At 42.9% G+C, this 17511-nt stretch carries 14 protein-coding genes; 9 read left to right on the forward strand and 5 right to left on the reverse strand.

Going from position 1 to position 17511, the window contains the following annotated elements:
• The first annotated feature begins 15 nt into the window (after positions 1-15).
• Together MHH89_RS01215 and MHH89_RS01220 are read left to right on the forward strand one after the other, a co-directional pair.
• Positions 16-1377, forward strand: a complete 1362-nt coding sequence (locus tag MHH89_RS01215; protein WP_341086103.1) for a glycoside hydrolase family 28 protein — start codon at positions 16-18, stop codon at positions 1375-1377.
• Between the two features lie 39 nt (positions 1378-1416).
• Positions 1417-2373, forward strand: coding sequence for a pectinesterase family protein (locus MHH89_RS01220; protein ID WP_076218533.1), 957 nt, complete (start codon positions 1417-1419; stop codon positions 2371-2373).
• Positions 2374-2461: 88 nt separating this feature from the next.
• On the opposite strand, the gene MHH89_RS01225 is transcribed toward MHH89_RS01220, so the two are convergent.
• The gene (locus MHH89_RS01225; RefSeq protein ID WP_341086104.1) at positions 2462-3460 is read right to left on the reverse strand and encodes an NADP-dependent oxidoreductase; all 999 of its coding nucleotides are present in this window, start codon (positions 3458-3460) and stop codon (positions 2462-2464) included.
• Between the two features lie 18 nt (positions 3461-3478).
• The gene (locus MHH89_RS01230) at positions 3479-3943 is read right to left on the reverse strand and encodes a MerR family transcriptional regulator (protein WP_340034254.1); all 465 of its coding nucleotides are present in this window, start codon (positions 3941-3943) and stop codon (positions 3479-3481) included.
• Positions 3944-4119: 176 nt separating this feature from the next.
• Between MHH89_RS01230 and MHH89_RS01235 the strand changes: the two genes are divergently transcribed.
• The 5 genes from MHH89_RS01235 (at position 4120) to MHH89_RS01255 (ending at position 11371) form a co-directional block, all read left to right on the forward strand.
• Positions 4120-4968: an SDR family NAD(P)-dependent oxidoreductase gene (locus MHH89_RS01235; RefSeq protein ID WP_076309841.1), complete on the forward strand. Its 849-nt coding sequence runs from the start codon at positions 4120-4122 to the stop codon at positions 4966-4968.
• A gap of 177 nt (positions 4969-5145) precedes the next feature.
• Complete coding sequence (locus MHH89_RS01240) at positions 5146-7050, forward strand: ATP-dependent DNA helicase (RefSeq protein ID WP_438269368.1); 1905 nt, start codon at positions 5146-5148, stop codon at positions 7048-7050.
• 218 nt (positions 7051-7268) lie between these two features.
• Complete coding sequence (locus tag MHH89_RS01245; RefSeq protein ID WP_076184311.1) at positions 7269-8312, forward strand: YeiH family protein; 1044 nt, start codon at positions 7269-7271, stop codon at positions 8310-8312.
• 110 nt (positions 8313-8422) lie between these two features.
• Entirely contained in the window at positions 8423-9232 is an 810-nt protein-coding gene (locus MHH89_RS01250) for a MerR family transcriptional regulator (protein WP_076124994.1), read from the forward strand.
• Between the two features lie 201 nt (positions 9233-9433).
• Positions 9434-11371 (forward strand): FAD-dependent oxidoreductase, encoded by a 1938-nt coding sequence (locus MHH89_RS01255; RefSeq protein ID WP_341086105.1) that lies wholly within the window; start codon positions 9434-9436, stop codon positions 11369-11371.
• A gap of 76 nt (positions 11372-11447) precedes the next feature.
• On the opposite strand, the gene MHH89_RS01260 is transcribed toward MHH89_RS01255, so the two are convergent.
• Complete coding sequence (locus tag MHH89_RS01260; RefSeq protein WP_341086106.1) at positions 11448-11864, reverse strand: MarR family winged helix-turn-helix transcriptional regulator; 417 nt, start codon at positions 11862-11864, stop codon at positions 11448-11450.
• 135 nt (positions 11865-11999) lie between these two features.
• On the opposite strand from MHH89_RS01260, the gene MHH89_RS01265 reads away from it, so the two are divergent.
• Positions 12000-12461: a DUF2798 domain-containing protein gene (locus MHH89_RS01265; RefSeq protein WP_076305938.1), complete on the forward strand. Its 462-nt coding sequence runs from the start codon at positions 12000-12002 to the stop codon at positions 12459-12461.
• A 108-nt stretch (positions 12462-12569) separates the two neighbouring features.
• On the opposite strand, the gene MHH89_RS01270 is transcribed toward MHH89_RS01265, so the two are convergent.
• On the reverse strand, positions 12570-13511 hold the full coding sequence (locus tag MHH89_RS01270) for a MerR family transcriptional regulator (RefSeq protein WP_076124998.1): 942 nt from the start codon (positions 13509-13511) through the stop codon (positions 12570-12572).
• Positions 13512-13856: 345 nt separating this feature from the next.
• On the opposite strand from MHH89_RS01270, the gene MHH89_RS01275 reads away from it, so the two are divergent.
• Positions 13857-15653 carry a methyl-accepting chemotaxis protein gene (locus MHH89_RS01275; RefSeq protein ID WP_341086110.1) on the forward strand — a complete coding sequence of 599 codons (1797 nt, stop codon included), beginning with the start codon at positions 13857-13859 and terminating at the stop codon, positions 15651-15653.
• 591 nt (positions 15654-16244) lie between these two features.
• Here the strand turns inward: MHH89_RS01275 and MHH89_RS01280 are convergent.
• Positions 16245-17132: an NAD-dependent epimerase/dehydratase family protein gene (locus tag MHH89_RS01280; RefSeq protein ID WP_341086113.1), complete on the reverse strand. Its 888-nt coding sequence runs from the start codon at positions 17130-17132 to the stop codon at positions 16245-16247.
• Positions 17133-17511 lie beyond the last annotated feature (379 nt).

Raw genomic sequence — 17511 nt, forward strand, 5'->3', positions numbered from 1 at the left:
CAGGGGGGCTTATGAATGTTGATCTACAATATTGAGGATTTTGGAGCGCTTAAGAATAGTAAAAAGTTAGCGACTGAAGCGATAACGCGTGCGATTGAAGCGGCAAATAAAGCCGGTGGAGGAACCGTTTATGTACCGGCTGGGACGTTCTTAACCGGTGCAATTCATATGAAAAGCAATATCGAATTGAATTTAAATCCTGGTGCCATTCTTTCATTCAGTACGAACCCGGAGGATTACCCTGCAGTGGAATGCAGATGGGAAGGGGTGAAGCAGCAGGTTCATTCACCTTGTATTTATGGAAGAGAGTTAGTTAATGTATCGATCACTGGCAGCGGAATGATTAACGGAAATGGTGAACTCTGGTGGGATAAGTTTCGGAACCGCCGGGAAGAGCTTCAGTATCCCCGGCCGACTCTAATCGGCTTGGACAGCTGTCAGCGGGTAACCCTTAAAGATATCGCGCTGGTCAATTCTCCAAGCTGGACCGTTAATCCGATAGGCTGTTACAATGTGACTATTGATAATATTTCCATTCTGAACCCGGCGGACTCTCCGAATACAGATGGCATTAATCCAGAGTCTTGCACCAATGTGCGAATTAGCAATTGCAATATTGATGTCGGTGATGACTGCATTGCGATCAAGGCAGGAACTGAGGATACCAAAGAACGAGTTCCTTGTGAGAATATCACGATCACCAACTGCACTATGGTACATGGACACGGGGGTGTCGTACTCGGTAGTGAAATGAGTGGAGATATTCGTAATGTCACGATTAGTAATTGTGTGTTTAAACAAACCGATCGTGGAATCCGGATGAAATCAAGACGGGGACGCGGGGGAACGATTGAAGATATTCGGATCAGCAATATTGTAATGGAGGACGTTATTTGTCCGTTTACTCTAAATCTATATTATTTCTGTGGACCACGCGGGAAAGAAAAATATGTGTGGGATAAAAATCCTTATCCGATTACAGAGGAAACGCCGTGTTTTAGACGCATTCATTTTGCCAATATTACCGCACGTAATGTTCATGCCGCAGCGGGTTTCTTATACGGGCTTGCCGAGCAGTATGTATCCGAGATTACGTTTACCAATGTGGACATCTCCATGGCGAAGAATGCAATTCCCGGCCATCCAGACATGATGACAGGGATCGAAAACATGAATAATCGCGGATTTTTCCTCGGGAATGCAAGAGATATTCAATTTCATCAGGTGACGATTGAGAACCATGAAGGGCCTGCTTTTTACATTGAAAATGGAGAAGCTGTAGAGATCATAAATTGTCGATCAAAAAACACGAAGAAGCCGGAAAAATTAGTAGAACAAGCTACAGTGTCACCTGAAGAACAGAATGTCAGTCCATAAGAGAGAGTCATCAATTTATTGAGAGGAAAAGAATCCACTATGCTTGTTGTAGGAAAAGAATCCTTTTGCGCTTATCACACGATTCAAGAGGCGATAGATTCACTAGAGCAGGGGCCATCCGGTCAAGCGGATACGCTTTATATTTTGTCAGGGGTCTATAAAGAGGCAGTGCGGATTTATCGTTCTAATCTTACAATCATAGGGATTGGCTACGTGGAGATTGTTATGAATCGTTACGCGAAAGAGCGTGATGAAGCGGGCGAAGAAATCAATACATTCTCTACACCAACGTTATTTCTGGGCGGGAGCCATCTGGTCTTGGAGAATCTGGTGATTACCAATAATGCAGGGCAGGGTGAAAATATCGGGCAGGCCGTAGCTGTGTATGCTAATTGTGATCAAACCGTATTCAGAAATTGTACTTTAAAAGGGTATCAGGACACGTTGTTCACGGGACCTTTGCCACCTGCACCCAAAGAGCGATCTACGTTTGGAGGTATACCACTGAGAGAACACCATGCCCAATATCGGCAGTTGTATCAGCATTGCTATATAGAGGGAACAGTGGACTTTATATTTGGTGGGGCTACAGCATATTTTGACAGATGTGAAATTCGCAGCTTGTGTCATAGTGAGAATCAAGCAGGTTATATTACGGCTGCCTCCACACCTGAGGGACAATCGTATGGTTATATTTTTAAAAATTGCTTTTTAACAGCAGCTCCTGATATTGCTCCGGTGTTTCTGGGCCGTCCATGGCGTGAGTATGCTAAAACCGTATTTGTAGATTGCCAGTTGGGTGCACATATTCATCCACTTGGCTGGGATAACTGGGACAACACCGCTAATGAACAAACCGTTAGTTATCAGGAATATGGCGTGAAGGATGCAATTCTCTTGAGTAAGCAACGTGTGTCTTGGGCAGATTGCTTTGAAGATGGCGACGAGACGCTGGATAAAGAGTTTGTTTTTGCTGGAACGGATTTTTGGAAATAGATAATTTAGTTAACGAGTACACAAGTAAAAAACGGTAGTCTAGACAGAAGCATAAAGTCTTAGACTGCCGTTTTATTTAAATGTTGTATCACTTTATTTTTAATATGATCTTTCCTTTAGCTCTGCCCGATTCGGAATACTCCATCGCTTTCTGCGCCTCTACAAAAGGAAACACTTGATCAATAACAGGTTTTATTTGTCCGGATTCAATAAGCTCTGAAATGACTTCTAATTGACTGCCACTTGGTTTCATGAACAGAAAGCTGTATTTGACCTTGTGTTTTGCCTCTAATTTGCTCAGCTTCCGGGTAATCAAGCGAAAAATATTAGTTTTTATGAACCCAGCTCCATACTCTTTTCCGAAGCGTGCATTAGGCAACCCTGAAACCGATACAATTTGTCCTCCTTGTTTGACTGTTTTAAAAGCTTTTTCTAATGTTTCACCGCCAATGGTATCGAATACTCCATCATAATTTTGTAAAATCTTATCAAATGCTTCGGTTTTATAATTGATAATTTGATCGGCTCCAAGTGACTTGACCAATTCTGCTCCAGCATCGCTTGTAGTAGTAGCCACGTATATCCCCATCGCTTTGGCAAGTTGGATAGCAAAGGTGCCAACACCGCCCGCTCCCGCTTGAATCAATACCTTTTGTCCTGCCGTTAGCTGTAATATATCATGTAAAGCTTGATAAGAAGTAAGCCCGACTAATGGGATGGATGCAGCTTCCTCAAAGGAAAGATTGTGAGGTTTGAGAGCTATATCCTCTTCATGTACGGAGATATATTCTGCGAAGGTTCCGATTCTATCTTTTCTGGGCCGTCCGTAAATCTCATCACCTATCTTGAATTTTTTAACATTCTTTCCTACTTGGATGACAATCCCTGAAAAATCATTTCCTAAAACTAGGGGCATGTTGTATTTCAACAGCGTACGTACTTTGCCATCCCGCACTTTGAAATCGATAGGATTAATACTTGCTGCGTGGATCTCTGCCAATACATCGTAATCACCCACTGCGGGTGTTGGGATGTCGGCTAGTTGAAGAGGGTAATTCCCGTATTTTTTTATGATCATTGCTTTCATCCTAAAAACTCCAATTCATTAATTATTCATTTTTGCTGATCCAGAAAAATAACTCATCTCAACAGGGGAGATGTTTTTTGATTTCGATTTGTCCTCGCTTTTATCTGAGCAGTCTCGGCGATATTTCCTTTGTTCCAGCTTCATATCAATAAAATCGACAACCTGCTGCAGCGACAAGATTTGGCTGACGATGTTTTCTCGATGGTTTCTTAAATGCTCCACCAGTTCAGGATAATCTGCGGGATCAGCGTCAGCGGAGACCGCCAAAAATGGCTGCATTTCCTGCAAGGGCATGCCTGTTTTCTTGAGGCAGGATAGCAGCAGGATTGTATCTATGTCTTCCTGCCGGTAAACGCGATGCCCGTTGTCCTTCCGGTCTGCCCGGGGAAGCAGCGCGATCTTTTCGTAATAGCGGATCGTATCCTCGGATATTCCGGTTTGCACGGCGGTTTCTTTTATCGTAAACGTTTGCTCTGCCTTCATAGTGTACCTCCAGGAGATTGCTTTGTGTGTGCATTATACAACTTGGAGCTGACTCCAAGTCAAGACCTTATCTCTGGGACAAAATCTTTTTATTACGCCTTGACTTGGAGTCGACTCCAATTAATAAAATGTGCGTTATAAGAGGAAGATATCCCGAATTCAGGAGGAGATTTACAATGAGCACACAGCAACGTGAAAATATCGCATTGATTACAGGCGCTAACGCCGGGATTGGATTGGAATTAACTCGAAAACTGCTAGCGGAGGATTGGCAGGTGGTTGCTTTGAACCGTTCCGGTTTTCCAGCCGATGATGAGAACATCCAAAAAGCCATCAAAAACGGCTGGCTTCGTATTTATAAAACAACCGATCTCGCGGATTTTGCCAGCTTGAGAGGGACACTGGAAGAGATCAAAGGCAAGGAGCAGCGGATCGATATTTTGTTCAACAATGCCGGCGGGAGCTTCCCTGAACTGAGCTATTCGACACAGGGGCGCGAAAAGCACTATGAGTTGATGACCATTGTGCCGTATATTATTTTAATGGAATTGAAGGATAGCCTACAAAAAGGACGCTTAAAAACGGTGATCAACACCTCATCCTCCGCGCTTAAGTTTACGAAAGAGTTTACGATTGAAATCCTGGAGCGTCCCACCACCTTCCGCAAGCTGCTTGGTCCTTACGCCACCTCAAAGCTGGCATTATCGTTATGGACACAGGCCGCTGCGCCGCAGCTTGCTAATGAGGGCATCATGATTCGCAGTGTTGATCCGGGTAGCAATAACACGCTGCGAAAAGGAAAAAATTCTGGACTGCCTCTAATAGTTAAACCGTTGATGAAGCTGTTTTTCTCTCCGCCTACCCACGGCGCCGACCAATTGTATGAGGGTGCTCTGGGAGAACACCGTGGGGAGACGGGGGTATTTCTTCGGAAAGGCCAGGTTGCGGATTTGAAATTTAAGGATCAAGCCCGGAATGTTTTGGAAAGGATTAATGATATTTACGAAAATGAGTATCTTCGTTAATAATCAGATCTTTAGTTGTCTCTAATTATTTTTTGTAATTCCTCCAAACGTATGAGATAATAGAGTTTTTCCGTTGATTCTATTTTTCATGGCATGGTAGAGATGCCTGATCAAATATTGGAGGTAGGCTTGTTGGCGAAACAGTATCCTTTTGAATATGATCGGACCAAACCTTTTATGGAGCAAGTAGGGGAATGGGTCGGAGATGTATTCTATGAAATTCTTCCTGAGGCTGGATTTGAAGTACGTGATGAACAGATATACATGGCCTTTCAGGTAGAGCGGGCTTTTGCCGAGAAAAAGACGATTTTTGCTGAGGCAGGGGTCGGAACAGGCAAGACATTAGTGTATTTGTTGTATAGCATTTGTTACGCGCGTTATATGGGCAAACCTGCGATTATTGCATGTGCGGATGAGTCCTTGATTGAGCAGCTTGTGAAACCGGAAGGCGATATCGCCAAGCTTGCGAAGCATCTGAACATGAATATTGATGCCAGACTAGCGAAATCTCCGGATAAATATATGTGTCTGAAAAAGCTGGATCAGGCTCGGAACCATGATGATGAAAGCTTACCACTGGAGAGCTTGTACAGTACATTACCTGATTTTGTACATTCACATGCACCGATGCAGCAATTCCATGCTTATGGAGACCGCAGAGATTACCCTGATCTGAATGACGAACAATGGAACAAGATTAACTGGGATACGTTTCAGGACTGCTTTACTTGCGATATGCGTCACCGCTGCGGGCAGACCTTGTCCCGTGATCATTACCGGAAATCAAGTGATCTGATCATTTGTTCCCACGATTATTACATGGAGCATATTTGGACCTATGAAGCGCGTAAGCGGGAAGGGCAAATCCCTTTGCTTCCGGATCACTGTGCGGTTGTATTCGATGAAGGACATTTATTAGAATCAGCGGCCATGAAGGCGCTTGGCTATAAGATGAAGCATGTCGTCTTTGAAGAATTGATTTCTCGCCTGCTACAGAATGAAATCCGTGAAACACTGGCCGTTCTGATTGATGAAGCGATCATGCAAAGTGAGCAAATGTTCAAAGCGATTCGCCGTCAATGCCGAAACATACCGGGATCAGATCGGAAAAGCATTGCGCTGAATGCTTCATTGATTCGTGAGGTACACCTGATGCGGAGTGTAATTGCTGCTATCGAAGAAGAATTAGTATTCGAAAGCGGACTCTACACGATTGATGAATATCAACTGCGAATTGTGGAGGAACGTTTGGAGACTATAGAAATCGCTTTGCGATTGTTTGAGGATTCAGGGGCTCTAATCTGCTGGGCGACAGAAGAAAGCGATGGTCTAACGCTGTCGGTCATGCCACGAAATGTCAAAGAGGTACTTCAAGACAGTCTGTTCACGCAAAAAATGCCAATCGTATTCTCATCGGCTACATTGTCTGTGGATAAATCATTCCAATACTTGAAGGACAGTCTTGGGATACAAGATTTTTTATCCTTCTCCGTAGACTCACCTTATGACTATGAGCACCAGATGAATGTCTATGTGCCAGAGCTTCAGAGTGGGGATTTTGCTGAGAAAATGGAAATTTCCCTGAAGCTTATTCAGCGGACTGAAGGTAGAGCACTGCTATTGTTCCGTACTCGTGAAGAGCTTCTGCAGTTCAAGCAGCTTAACTCGTTACGACTGGAAAGCAGTTCATATTCATTTTTATATGAAGGGGATCAAGAAATCAGCTATTTAATTTCGGCGTTTCAACGGGATGAGCATAGCGTGTTATGTGCGGTCACCTTATGGGAAGGGCTGGACATCCCTGGACCTTCATTATCTAATGTGATCATATGGTCGCTGCCGTATCCTCCGCTTGATCCAGTGTTTATGGCAAAACGGGCGGAAACCTCCACTCCCTTTGAAGATGTGGATTTGCCTTACATGCTGTTAAGACTCAAACAAGGGATGGGGCGGCTGATTCGAACCGGTACAGATCAGGGAATTGTAACTGTACTTGCGGAAGAGGAAGGGCAACATCCGGTACACGAATATATAACTTCTGTACTTCCAAAAGGGACTCGATTACAGAAGCTGGAAGCTTAAATATCACTAACGATTATAATTGCTCCTTTGGTGAGGCAGATGCTACGGCATTTATGTTTCACTCGAAGGAGCTTTTTTGTCTAAAATTAAGCATAAGTATTCCTAATCTTACGGATAGGATATTGGTATTTAACTTCCGGGCGGTGTCGTATTATTGTTGAGTCATGGGATGTATTTATACAGCATCATCTAGAGATTCATCAAGGAGTGTATACGACATGGGTCAATCAGAAGGTTTGTATCAACCAGATCACAACAAAAAGGTTGGGTTTGCATTAGGGATAGGGCTAACCTTAGTTATCGCATTATTGGCGAAATTTTTAGCGGGTTTTCCATTCCTATCTATTATGGGGCAATTGGTCATTGCCATCTTAATCGGGATTATTTGGCGAGCTACGATAGGAGTGCCAAATAGCATCACACATGGCACCGATTTTTCCAGTAAAAAACTGCTTCGTCTTGGGATTATCTTGCTCGGTATGCGGCTTAATCTAAAGGATATCGTTGCGGCAGGACCTCGGGTATTTCTTTTGGCAGTCATCGTCATTATATTTGCGATCTCCGTTGTATACGGACTGGCTCGACTGTTCAAAGTAGATAAGCGCCTCAGTATCTTAACTGCCTGCGGAACTGCGATTTGCGGTGCGGCAGCTGTGGTTGCCATCGCTCCACAGATAAAAGCCAAAGATGACGAAACTGCTATTGGTGCAGCTATAGTAGCTATATTAGGCACAATATTTACACTGCTGTACACATTTTTATATCCTTTTCTCGGCTTATCAGATTTAGGTTATGGGGTATTCTCAGGAGCGACTTTACATGAAATTGCTCACGTTATCGCGGCTGCGGATGCTGGTGGAAATGCTGCCGTTGATATGGCGGTCATCGTTAAATTGACCCGGGTGGCTTTACTTGTGCCGGTGGCTATTTTAATTGGGATTTGGTCCAATCGTGAAGAAAGAAAAGTGCAAGGTGGAGCGGCTAAAGCTTCGTGGAAAAGCATTCCAATCCCTTGGTTTATTCTAGGATTTTTAGTTGTCAGTGGTGTGAATTCGTTAGGAATCGTCTCCGCATCAGTAGCCAATGGGATCGTTACGATTGCTTATATGTTAATCGCTATGGCGATGGCAGGGCTTGGATTAAACGTTGATTTGGCGGCATTTAGACGGCTTGGAATGAAGTCTTTTGCTGCGGGACTTATAGGTTCGGTTATGTTATCTTTAGTTGGATTTATGTTAGTTCACTTACTTGCGCTAGCGTAGTTAGCATGTACACCCTGAGTATGAAATGAGTTACTTCATATCCAAACAGCATCCTTCTCTTTATCATTTAGTGTGGTAGGATATGCATGAAATGAATGGAGGGACTTCAAGTGAAGTATTGCATAGGTGAATTTGCTTCCATTCTCGGGGTAACTGCGGATACGCTGAGATTATACGAGAAACATGATATTGTTAGGCCTACAAAAGATAACAGCAATAATTATAGATATTTTAATGATTTAGATGCAAGGGATCTGTTAATGAGCAGATGGTATCGCAGTATGGAAATTCCATTGCCCGAAGTGGCACTTCTGATGAAGGATTCCTCTATTGAGCAAGTTATGGGATTGATGCAGCAGTCTCAGCAGAGTTTAGAAGAAGAGATTAAGCAAAAGACGATGCTGCTAAACAAGATGAATGAAATTCATAAAGAGCTTAAGGAAATAGAGTCCTCATTATATATATGTAAACTTAAACAACTGCCAGGCATGTACAGGCTTAAGCAAACGGATAAAAATGCATTATTAAAAAATGATATCGTAAAAAGCCTCGTCAACACTTGGATGGATAGGCTTCCTTATGCGTTTTATTCTTTTAAGATTGAGGACGCGGGGGTGTTATCCGGTGATAATAACTTTGACTATAGCTGGGGGCTTACCTTACCCGAGGAGGAAGTGCAGAAATTTGCAATGGATATCGATGAATATGTAGAGTATATTAGCCCGAGTACCTGTATCTCTGCTATCATGTTATCTACGGATGGACATTATATCACGAAGAAATCTTTGCAGTTTATGATAGATTACATCGAAGCAAATGGTTATACCATAGCGGGTGATGTGGTGGGTAAATTAATGCTTACTGAAAAAATAGAAGGCAATAACCGCTCATATTTGGAAGTGAATATTCCAATTGTATAAGTTTATTTTTATAAACACCTGCTCTAAGAGCGGGTGTTTTTTCTTTTTGGACAAGAATTGGACATTGACCTTGGTGCTGCACCAATGTTTATACTTCGGTATATAGCTTGGCAACGTTCGGTAGATATGTATAGATATGAATGTGAAAAATATCACGTTCTTGGCGAGCTATAAGATATTAGATACTGGGGGGAGAAGAGAATGCGCAACAGAAATTTCACCAAGAAGATGCTCATGTTAACTTTTTGTATGGTGCTGATCGTTTCCATGCTGAGCGGATGCAAAGGAAATGGGGAGTCGGCAAATTCGTCATCATCATCTTTTAAAGCCGGTACATTCGCAGGGGAAGCGGAAGGCAAAGAGGGCGTGATTAAAGTAGAAGTCACTATGGATGAGCCAGATAAAATTAAAGATATTAAGATCGTCAGCCAGTCAGAAACGGGTGGTCTAGGCGATAATGCACTTGAAAAAATAAAAGAACAAATTCTGGAAGGACAAACCTTGGCAGTAGATGCTGTTAGTGGTGCGAGTCTTTCCAGTGAAGCAATGCTCGCGGCAGTTGAAGATGCCGTAACCAAAGGTGGAGGAAATCTGGAAGTCTTCAAAGCCGGTGGCGTGCAAAAAGCAGGTGAAGGTAAAACGGAAAAGCTTGAATCAGACGTAGTGGTAGTAGGCGCCGGTGCATCTGGTGTGTCCGCAGCGGTAACCGCTGCTGATAAAGGTGCCAAGGTTATTATTATCGAAAAAACAGGAGTTATCGGGGGAGCAAGTAATCTATCCTGGGCCGGTAAGTTCTATAATTCTTCCGCAGCTACTGACAATAATCTTAAAGTAAATGTGGAAAAAGAAATTGCCGATTGGATTGTCAACAATCACTGGAGAGTTGACGCTGCAGCGATTAGACAATACGTAACGAAATCCGGCGAAACTTATGATTGGTTAGCAGAAAAAGGGTATAAAACCAGCTTCCTAAACTTCTTCGGAGAGCAGCTGCATGTACTGCCAGCTTATGAAACCCGGGAAGAGACCCTTCGGAAAATGTTGGCTGAATCGGTTGAACAAAAGGGTGGACAAGTGATCACCGAAACCACTGCCAAAAAGCTGATTACCAATGAAGCAGGAGAAGTTACAGGTATTGTGGCTGAGAAATCGGACGGGACTACTCTTGAAATCACAGCCAAAAGTGTCGTAATGGCAACAGGCGGTTATGCCGCAAATTCGGAAATGGTTAAAGAAGCTTTTGGTTTTGAAGGGGTTAACGGAGGACTAGGTCAGAATGTTGGGGAAGGTCTGAAGATGGCTTGGGAAGCAGGAGCCAAGGTTCCTGATAACTTCGGTGGACAAATGCTGCACCAAACATTAGCCAGAGCAACACAAGGACTAAAAACACAATATGAGCCTTTTGAAGCAAGTTATCCGCTGATGTTGACGTATCTGCCTAACTTCATGAATGTCGGTTCTTCCGGAGCACGTTTCAGAGATGAAGCAGCTACATTAACATCGGTCGCAGCAGCTAATACGAGTGCATTTAATGGTGCTTATCATATGGTTATCGTATCAAAATCTCAATTGGCTGCTCTTCAGTCCAAGGGGATGAAAGGTGTTAACGCACCAAGCCTGCCAGGAATGCCACCAGAATTTTATGCCGAATTTGCAGATCAATTCACGTTAGAGAATCCATGGGTAAATGCAGAAAAGGTGTTTGATTCTATGGTAGAAAACGGAGATGGCTTCAAAGGAAATACAATCGAAGAATTAGCAACAAATGCAGGTATGGATGTAGATGTGTTTGTAGAAAATTACAATAGTTATAAAGAAGCTACAAAAACTGGTGTGGATACTGAATTTGGTAAAGCTGCTGATTATTTAGAGCCAATGGGCGAAGAAGGACCGTATTATGCCATCGTCGCTGAAATCAACAACTTGGGTTCTGTGGGTGGCTTGCTGGTAAACACTAAGTTCCAAGTGCTAAATGATAAACGTACACCAGTAAAAGGATTGTTTGCTGTAGGGCTTGAATCGGAAGGCGTATTATTCAACGATACCTATGTGGGCAATGGGGTCGGAATTGGTTATTCCTTTACCTCAGGTCGTCTAGGTGGAGAGAGCGCGGCAAACAGTGCTTTGAAAGCTAATTAACGACAATTTCCCGGAAAATAATTCAATCTTTTTAAAGCCGCAGAGTAAACAACTCTGCGGCTTTTTTTGCTGGAGATTAGAGCCAATCTTCTTTTAGCAAAGATTTAAGAAGCTTTACATTTGTTACTCCCAGCTTGGCAGCGATCTGCTGCTCTAATTCAATTTTGGTGATCATCATTCTGTTATTGCATTCTATACCCTTTGGAGTGAGGACAATATTTTTGTCACGCTGATTTCCTTCGACTTCAACGGCTTCAACATAACCACGGGATAACATGCCTTGAATGCTTTTATGCGTGCCCTGTCTTGAAATGTGAATTATTCTACTGATTTCTGAGATCGATAACATTTCTCGGGCCTCAAGAACTGCAAGAATGTGGGATTCGGTCTTATTGATTTGATCCGGGTCTTTGTCTGTCACTATTTTACGTAAAGCTAGATGCTTCTCACTGAGTAAATCAATCAGGTTCATTTTTTGCAGCTGCTTATTCATTAGAACACTCCTAAATGATGTCTCGTTTATCCCAGTATAAGTCATTTGCGATTATTGTCAACTTGGTTGACTTGATTTGAGAATTTGTGTTATTGTAATCCAAGTTGACAATACAGAGATAAAAGGAGCTTGAAGATGGGAAGAAACAAAAAAGAAGCATTTTTATTTACGTTCATCATGTGTTTTTTGATGGTGCTGGGGATGAGTATTTACAATGTAGCACTAATGGAGGGTTGGTCAGGCACGTTAGTTAAGGATGTGATTGTCGGCTACTTGCCTGCATTTATAGTTGCACTCATTCTAGATGTGTTTGTTGTAGGCAAGGTTGCGAAGGGGATCGCGCATAAGCTGGTTAAAGAAAATGATCCGATGATCAAAAAAATCATGTTCATATCCTTTTTTATGGTGACCGGAATGGTATTGTTCATGTCCTTCTATGGCGCAGTTCTCCATGTTGGATTTTCTGCTGAGCTACCAAGAGCTTATCTGTCTGCCATAGGTAAAAATTTTATTTTTGCACTTCCACTGCAAATCATTTTAGTTGGGCCGCTTACACGATTTATTTTTGTGAAAATTACTCCAGCTGTGCCTGCGTAGGGAATAAATCAATAGAAGCAATATACAACAAAACGCTCTCCGTCTGCCCGAATAAGCAGAAGAGAGCGTTTTTTTTAGATGAGAAACGTTTATCTATGGCTCGCTCGTTTACGCAAGCGCGTGAACTCTCTTTTTTACAGGTTCGAGTAGATTTAGGGCATACTCATTTCCGCTACCTTTGGGACTATCGTTACGGATATGCTCCTCCAGACATAATCTGGAATTGTGATCCGCTTGATAATCAGGATGATTATCCAGATACCCCATTAGGGCTTGCCATGAGCCGTAGATATCATCAGTACTTTCTGTCAAAGCATAGAGGCCGCCGTCGAGGCGCATTTCTTTTAGGTGAGCTGGTATCTTCACATTTTCCGGAATTGAGGCACAGAATCCATATCCGTAAGGTTTATTCTCACCACTTGGATGCGGGTTCGTATTGCCGCCAAACAGCCGTGCTGTGCCTAATAGTTGACTAGCGTCCAGCCAATCATTAACTGGAATCATAGCTTCATCTTCTGGAGAGGTACTAACGGCAACATTGTAGGCAAATCTCATAGCTGGGAGAGTAATGAATCTTACATGAATAGGGGTAGAGTGATTAATAGTTGGCATAGATATAACCTCCTCAGTTTTAGTCATACCATCCGATGGACTGCATGACTTTTCGTTTAGTTCAGATAATAATTGATTTGTAATGGGTTCCTCGAGATGGGCGGATATCCACTGTAAAAAGAGATGGATTTCACCTTCTCTATTTGTTAGTTCTGTTTTTTGATTGTGAATAGAAGCCGCTTGCTGGCTGAGCGCTTCGTACATGGACTGAACGGACATATTTTTAAGGACGGTTCCAATATCCTTGATGCTAATATCCAGCTTTCTTAATAATGAGGTAACCCGAATGGCGAGTATTGCTTTCTCATCATAAATCCGCCAGCCAGAGCTGCTATCCCGCTTACTTTCAAACAATCCTTGAGCTTCCCAGTGACGCAGAGTCCGACTCGTCAGTCCGAATTGCGCAGAAAGCTTATCAATGGTAACAAATCCGCTCATAGACAACTCCCATTTCATAGTTTGATAAGGCGCCTTATGTGGATTATTTTAGCATTTAACGTTACGTCAATTGCAAGGAGAATTAATGATTGGGTATTCGAGATAATTTACATTTCTCATACAAAACATTGTCCAGTATTTAACGTCCAGCTTCTACAATCAAGATATTGGTAGAATGTACCTATTACAATATGAGGCTTTATACGGAGGATGATATTGTTGAAAGCTAGGTCTATGCATCTAACTATGAAATGGAAGTTGATTTTGAGTTTTTCCGCCGTTGTTCTTTTCTTTTTGGGAGTAGCGTTTTATCAAAACCATAAAATCAGCCAAGTGGAGATTTCTATGGAAACGCAAAAAGCTGAGATGGAAAAAAGAATTACCGTGTCTATAATTACGCAACTGCTGCAGGAAATGAATGCGGTAGAATCTTCGTTAGCGGGTTCGAGTGATTTGGAATTCGTCCAACCTTTTAAGGACAAGCAAACAAAGCTGACTAAAGAGTTGGCGACGGTGAATTTTGCGGCAGGTTCGCCGGCATTTAAAGAGTTAGAACAATTACATAGTCAGATTGGGGAATATACGGGATATTTTGACGAATTGGTAAAGACCATAGAAGACGAGCAGCTTGATCCCATGAGTGTGCTGGAACAAATCGATGAATTACATACGAAAGCTACAGCGTTGAGTGAAGTCATGCTAGTGACTAATGAACAATTGTATACGGCAGCAGCAGAGAATGCAGAAAAAGCACAGGAGTATTCTTTTGATCTGCTTAATCTGACCACCTCTATAGTTGCTTACGCAGCTGTGCTAGTGTTTATTTTCACATTAGTGATTGCGGTTATGCTCATACGTTCCTTCCTGAATCCTATTCATAAACTGCAAGTGGCTCTGCGAAAAATTGCCGAAGGAGATTTGCGTCAGCAGATTAATTCACCTTACAACGATGAGTTGGGCAGTTTGAGTCATCATTTTGATCATATGGTGGAGCGGGTCCGGGAAATGCTTCAGCATACCCAGTCAGTAGCCTCTTCGCTGGCAACTTATTCGCATTCTTTTCAAGAATCTTCATCTATAACGGCGCATACGAATCAAGATATCGTAAGCACTATACAGGAAATCTCGGTAGGCGCAGAACAGCAGGCAGGACAATCTGAGCAGAGCGCTGGCCTGATTCAGGAGCTGGAACGTGAAGTGAATGAGATCACGGAGTATACCGAGGTTATGCTGGCTACCAGTCAAACGGCTAATCACAATACTCGCAAAGGGTCTGAATCCGTCATCGCCCTCCGGGAGGTGTCTGAGCATTCTAGAGAATCTGTGAATAAAGTATATCTGGCTTTAATCAAACTGAGTGATCAATCAAAGGACATCTCGCGCATCACTAAATCCATAACAGATATTTCTAATCAGACCAATATCCTCTCACTTAACGCAGCAATTGAAGCAGCCCGGGCAGGTGCCTACGGAAAAGGGTTCGCTGTCATCGCTGATGAAGTAAGACAATTATCTGTGCAGACCAAAGAGTCCTCCGTACATATCAGTCAGATTATTAGCGAGCTGCAATCCGGGATGGATGAATTCCAGCAATATATGCTGGTGACCAAAGGAAATCTTGAGGAACAGGATCATAAAGTGGCCGAAACGTTGTCCTCCTTTGAAGCGATTGATCATTCTATTGTGGAGATTAGTAAACAGATTGGGCAAATTCACGACAAAGTGGATATGACTCAGACTATGAACCGTAGACTCGCAGAGTCTGTGCATGCCGTCGCGGCCATCGCCGAGGAAACTGCGGCCGGGGTGCAAGAGGTGAACGCCTCCAGCGTACAGCAAGATCATGCTATCCGTGATATAGCCCGTCAAGCCATTGAGATTAACGAAATTTCGCAGAATTTATTCAAAGAAATCAACATTTTTAAGATTGATTCGGATGGGGACGATGGGGTCAGATATGAAGGTGACAGGGATACAAAGCATGCTGGCAATCCAGAAGCCGGGGACACATTAGGAGACGTATTAGGAGATGATACATTAGGTGCTGGTGATCCTCCAGATGATAGCGGTACTCCAAATGATGGTGGTACACCAAATGCAGACGGTTCTAAAGAGGGGGCTTATCTGACAATCTCTGCTTAGCTCAGCGGGAAATGGCATTCGTAGCGTAAGGTGGAGTAGAGAATAGAGTAGTGAGTAGTGAGTAGTGAGTAGTGAGTAGTGAGCAGAGAATAGAGAAGGGAGTAGGGAGTAGGGAGTATGGAGTAGGGAGAAGGGAGTAGGGAGTAGTGAGTAGTGAGTAGTGAGTAGTGAGTAGTGAGTAGTGAGTAGTGAGTAGTGAGTAGGGAGTAGGGAGTAGAGAGTAGATTCTAGAGATTATAGAATAGAGTTTAGAGATGAGAGGCTAAAGTTTAGCGCTTAGTGAGGTTCTACCTGCCGTTTTGATTTTAAGTGTATTTTATACAACTAAAAAAGTTTGTATTTAGCTTGATTAGGGTTTAGTTGTATTTAGTGCAGTTATTTCGAGGCGAAATGACGATAACGGTGGTTTGGTGGGGATATAATTGCATGAAATACAACTAAAACCAGGTGGGAGTACACATACCTGAAAATAGTTGTATAGAGTGCAATTAAATCAACGTATAATTGTGTTTGGTTACATGAAGAAGCTGGCTCATTCGTGGGAGTTGTCCACGAAAAGCCAGCTTTTTATCGTAGTAACATAGTTAGTAATTAGTCCTCGTACGTTTGATTTAGGGTGCTAACTAACTCTGGGAGCCAGTCGCTTAGAGTGAGAAACTTGTATCCCTCCGATTGAGCTTTAGCTGTATCCATAAACCAGGATTGTGTGATCCCGAATGGAGAATTATGCGCATCCGCTGTTTCGCTTTGAATGACGGCTTGTTTTCCGGTCTCTTTTTCAATCAGCGAGATAAGGTCTTTAATACTAACCTTACCGTCTGAGCAAGCGTTGAGAGGACCCGTCACCGTCGAGTTGCCGAGCCAATACAGAAAATCAGCAGCTTCGTCCGAACGGATAAAACAGATATTTGCATCTGGATTCGGAATCCCGATGGGCAGTTCGTTACGTACATGTTCAATATGAAAATGGAGTCTTCGTGTATAATCGTCAGTTCCCAGAACAATAGGAAAGCGGACAGCGGCTACCGGGAACGTAGCTTGTTGGATAAGGACAGCTTCCGCAAGTCTTTTCCCCTCCTGATAGGTGAAATCCTTTCGTCCTCCATAACGAATTGGGTACGTTTCAGGATCGAATATCTCTTCCGTCAGCGCTTGCTCACTGAAATCATAGACAGATAAACTTGAAGTCAGTATGTAACGCGTGGTTTTGCCGTCAAAAATACGGCGCGCCTGATCCGCTTCATCAGGTGAAAAACAAATATTATCGTAAACTACATCCCAACTCGTATCACCTAATGCTTGAGCGAAGGCCTCCGGTTGAGACCGATCTACCTGTATCCGGTGAACGAGATCGCCAAAAGGATCGCTTGTTTCCCCGCGCGTTAGTATGGTGACTTCGTTCTTAGAATCCTCAAGCAGACGCTCGACCAAACGTTTTCCAAAAAAGCGTGTGCCGCCTAAAATAAGAATCTTCCTCATCAACCTCACTCCTTGATTGCTATTAATGGTTATTAAAACGACTGTTTATTGGTTTATATAAAGCTTCTGACTCATTGTAGATAAGCAGCGGGATCAGCCAGATCAGCAGCAATGTATTGAGTTTTGAGTGATACAAATTGGACTAAAGGGAAAGAGTTAGTTTGATTGTACCTCGTGCAATAGAATTCGTATTAGAGTGGAGAAAATTAGATCCTATTGCACTCTCTACAATCAATGGATGAGCAAGTGGCATTAAACTAACTTTTCACCAGAATCTATTGCAGAGAGTGCAGCAGATTCAATTTTTGCGGCCAGGACGGCGGATTCTGTTGCACAATATGCAACGTTTGTAGCTAGTTACCACAAACAGCCCAAATGT

This window comes from Paenibacillus sp. FSL H7-0323, assembly GCF_038002725.1.
Taxonomy (GTDB): domain Bacteria; phylum Bacillota; class Bacilli; order Paenibacillales; family Paenibacillaceae; genus Paenibacillus_AQ; species Paenibacillus_AQ odorifer.

Excerpts from the sequence above, each read along its gene's own strand:
- MHH89_RS01215 (WP_341086103.1), top strand. The coding sequence starts at position 16 with ATGTTGATCTACAATATTGAGGATTTTGGAGCGCTTAAGAATAGTAAA.
- MHH89_RS01220 (WP_076218533.1), top strand. The coding sequence starts at position 1,417 with ATGCTTGTTGTAGGAAAAGAATCCTTTTGCGCTTATCACACGATTCAA.
- MHH89_RS01225 (WP_341086104.1), bottom strand. The coding sequence starts at position 3,460 with ATGAAAGCAATGATCATAAAAAAATACGGGAATTACCCTCTTCAACTA.
- MHH89_RS01230 (WP_340034254.1), bottom strand. The coding sequence starts at position 3,943 with ATGAAGGCAGAGCAAACGTTTACGATAAAAGAAACCGCCGTGCAAACC.
- MHH89_RS01235 (WP_076309841.1), top strand. The coding sequence starts at position 4,120 with ATGAGCACACAGCAACGTGAAAATATCGCATTGATTACAGGCGCTAAC.
- MHH89_RS01240 (WP_438269368.1), top strand. The coding sequence starts at position 5,146 with ATGGAGCAAGTAGGGGAATGGGTCGGAGATGTATTCTATGAAATTCTT.
- MHH89_RS01245 (WP_076184311.1), top strand. The coding sequence starts at position 7,269 with ATGGGTCAATCAGAAGGTTTGTATCAACCAGATCACAACAAAAAGGTT.
- MHH89_RS01255 (WP_341086105.1), top strand. The coding sequence starts at position 9,434 with ATGCGCAACAGAAATTTCACCAAGAAGATGCTCATGTTAACTTTTTGT.
- MHH89_RS01260 (WP_341086106.1), bottom strand. The coding sequence starts at position 11,864 with ATGAATAAGCAGCTGCAAAAAATGAACCTGATTGATTTACTCAGTGAG.
- MHH89_RS01265 (WP_076305938.1), top strand. The coding sequence starts at position 12,000 with ATGGGAAGAAACAAAAAAGAAGCATTTTTATTTACGTTCATCATGTGT.
- MHH89_RS01270 (WP_076124998.1), bottom strand. The coding sequence starts at position 13,511 with ATGAGCGGATTTGTTACCATTGATAAGCTTTCTGCGCAATTCGGACTG.
- MHH89_RS01275 (WP_341086110.1), top strand. The coding sequence starts at position 13,857 with ATGGAAACGCAAAAAGCTGAGATGGAAAAAAGAATTACCGTGTCTATA.
- MHH89_RS01280 (WP_341086113.1), bottom strand. The coding sequence starts at position 17,132 with ATGAGGAAGATTCTTATTTTAGGCGGCACACGCTTTTTTGGAAAACGT.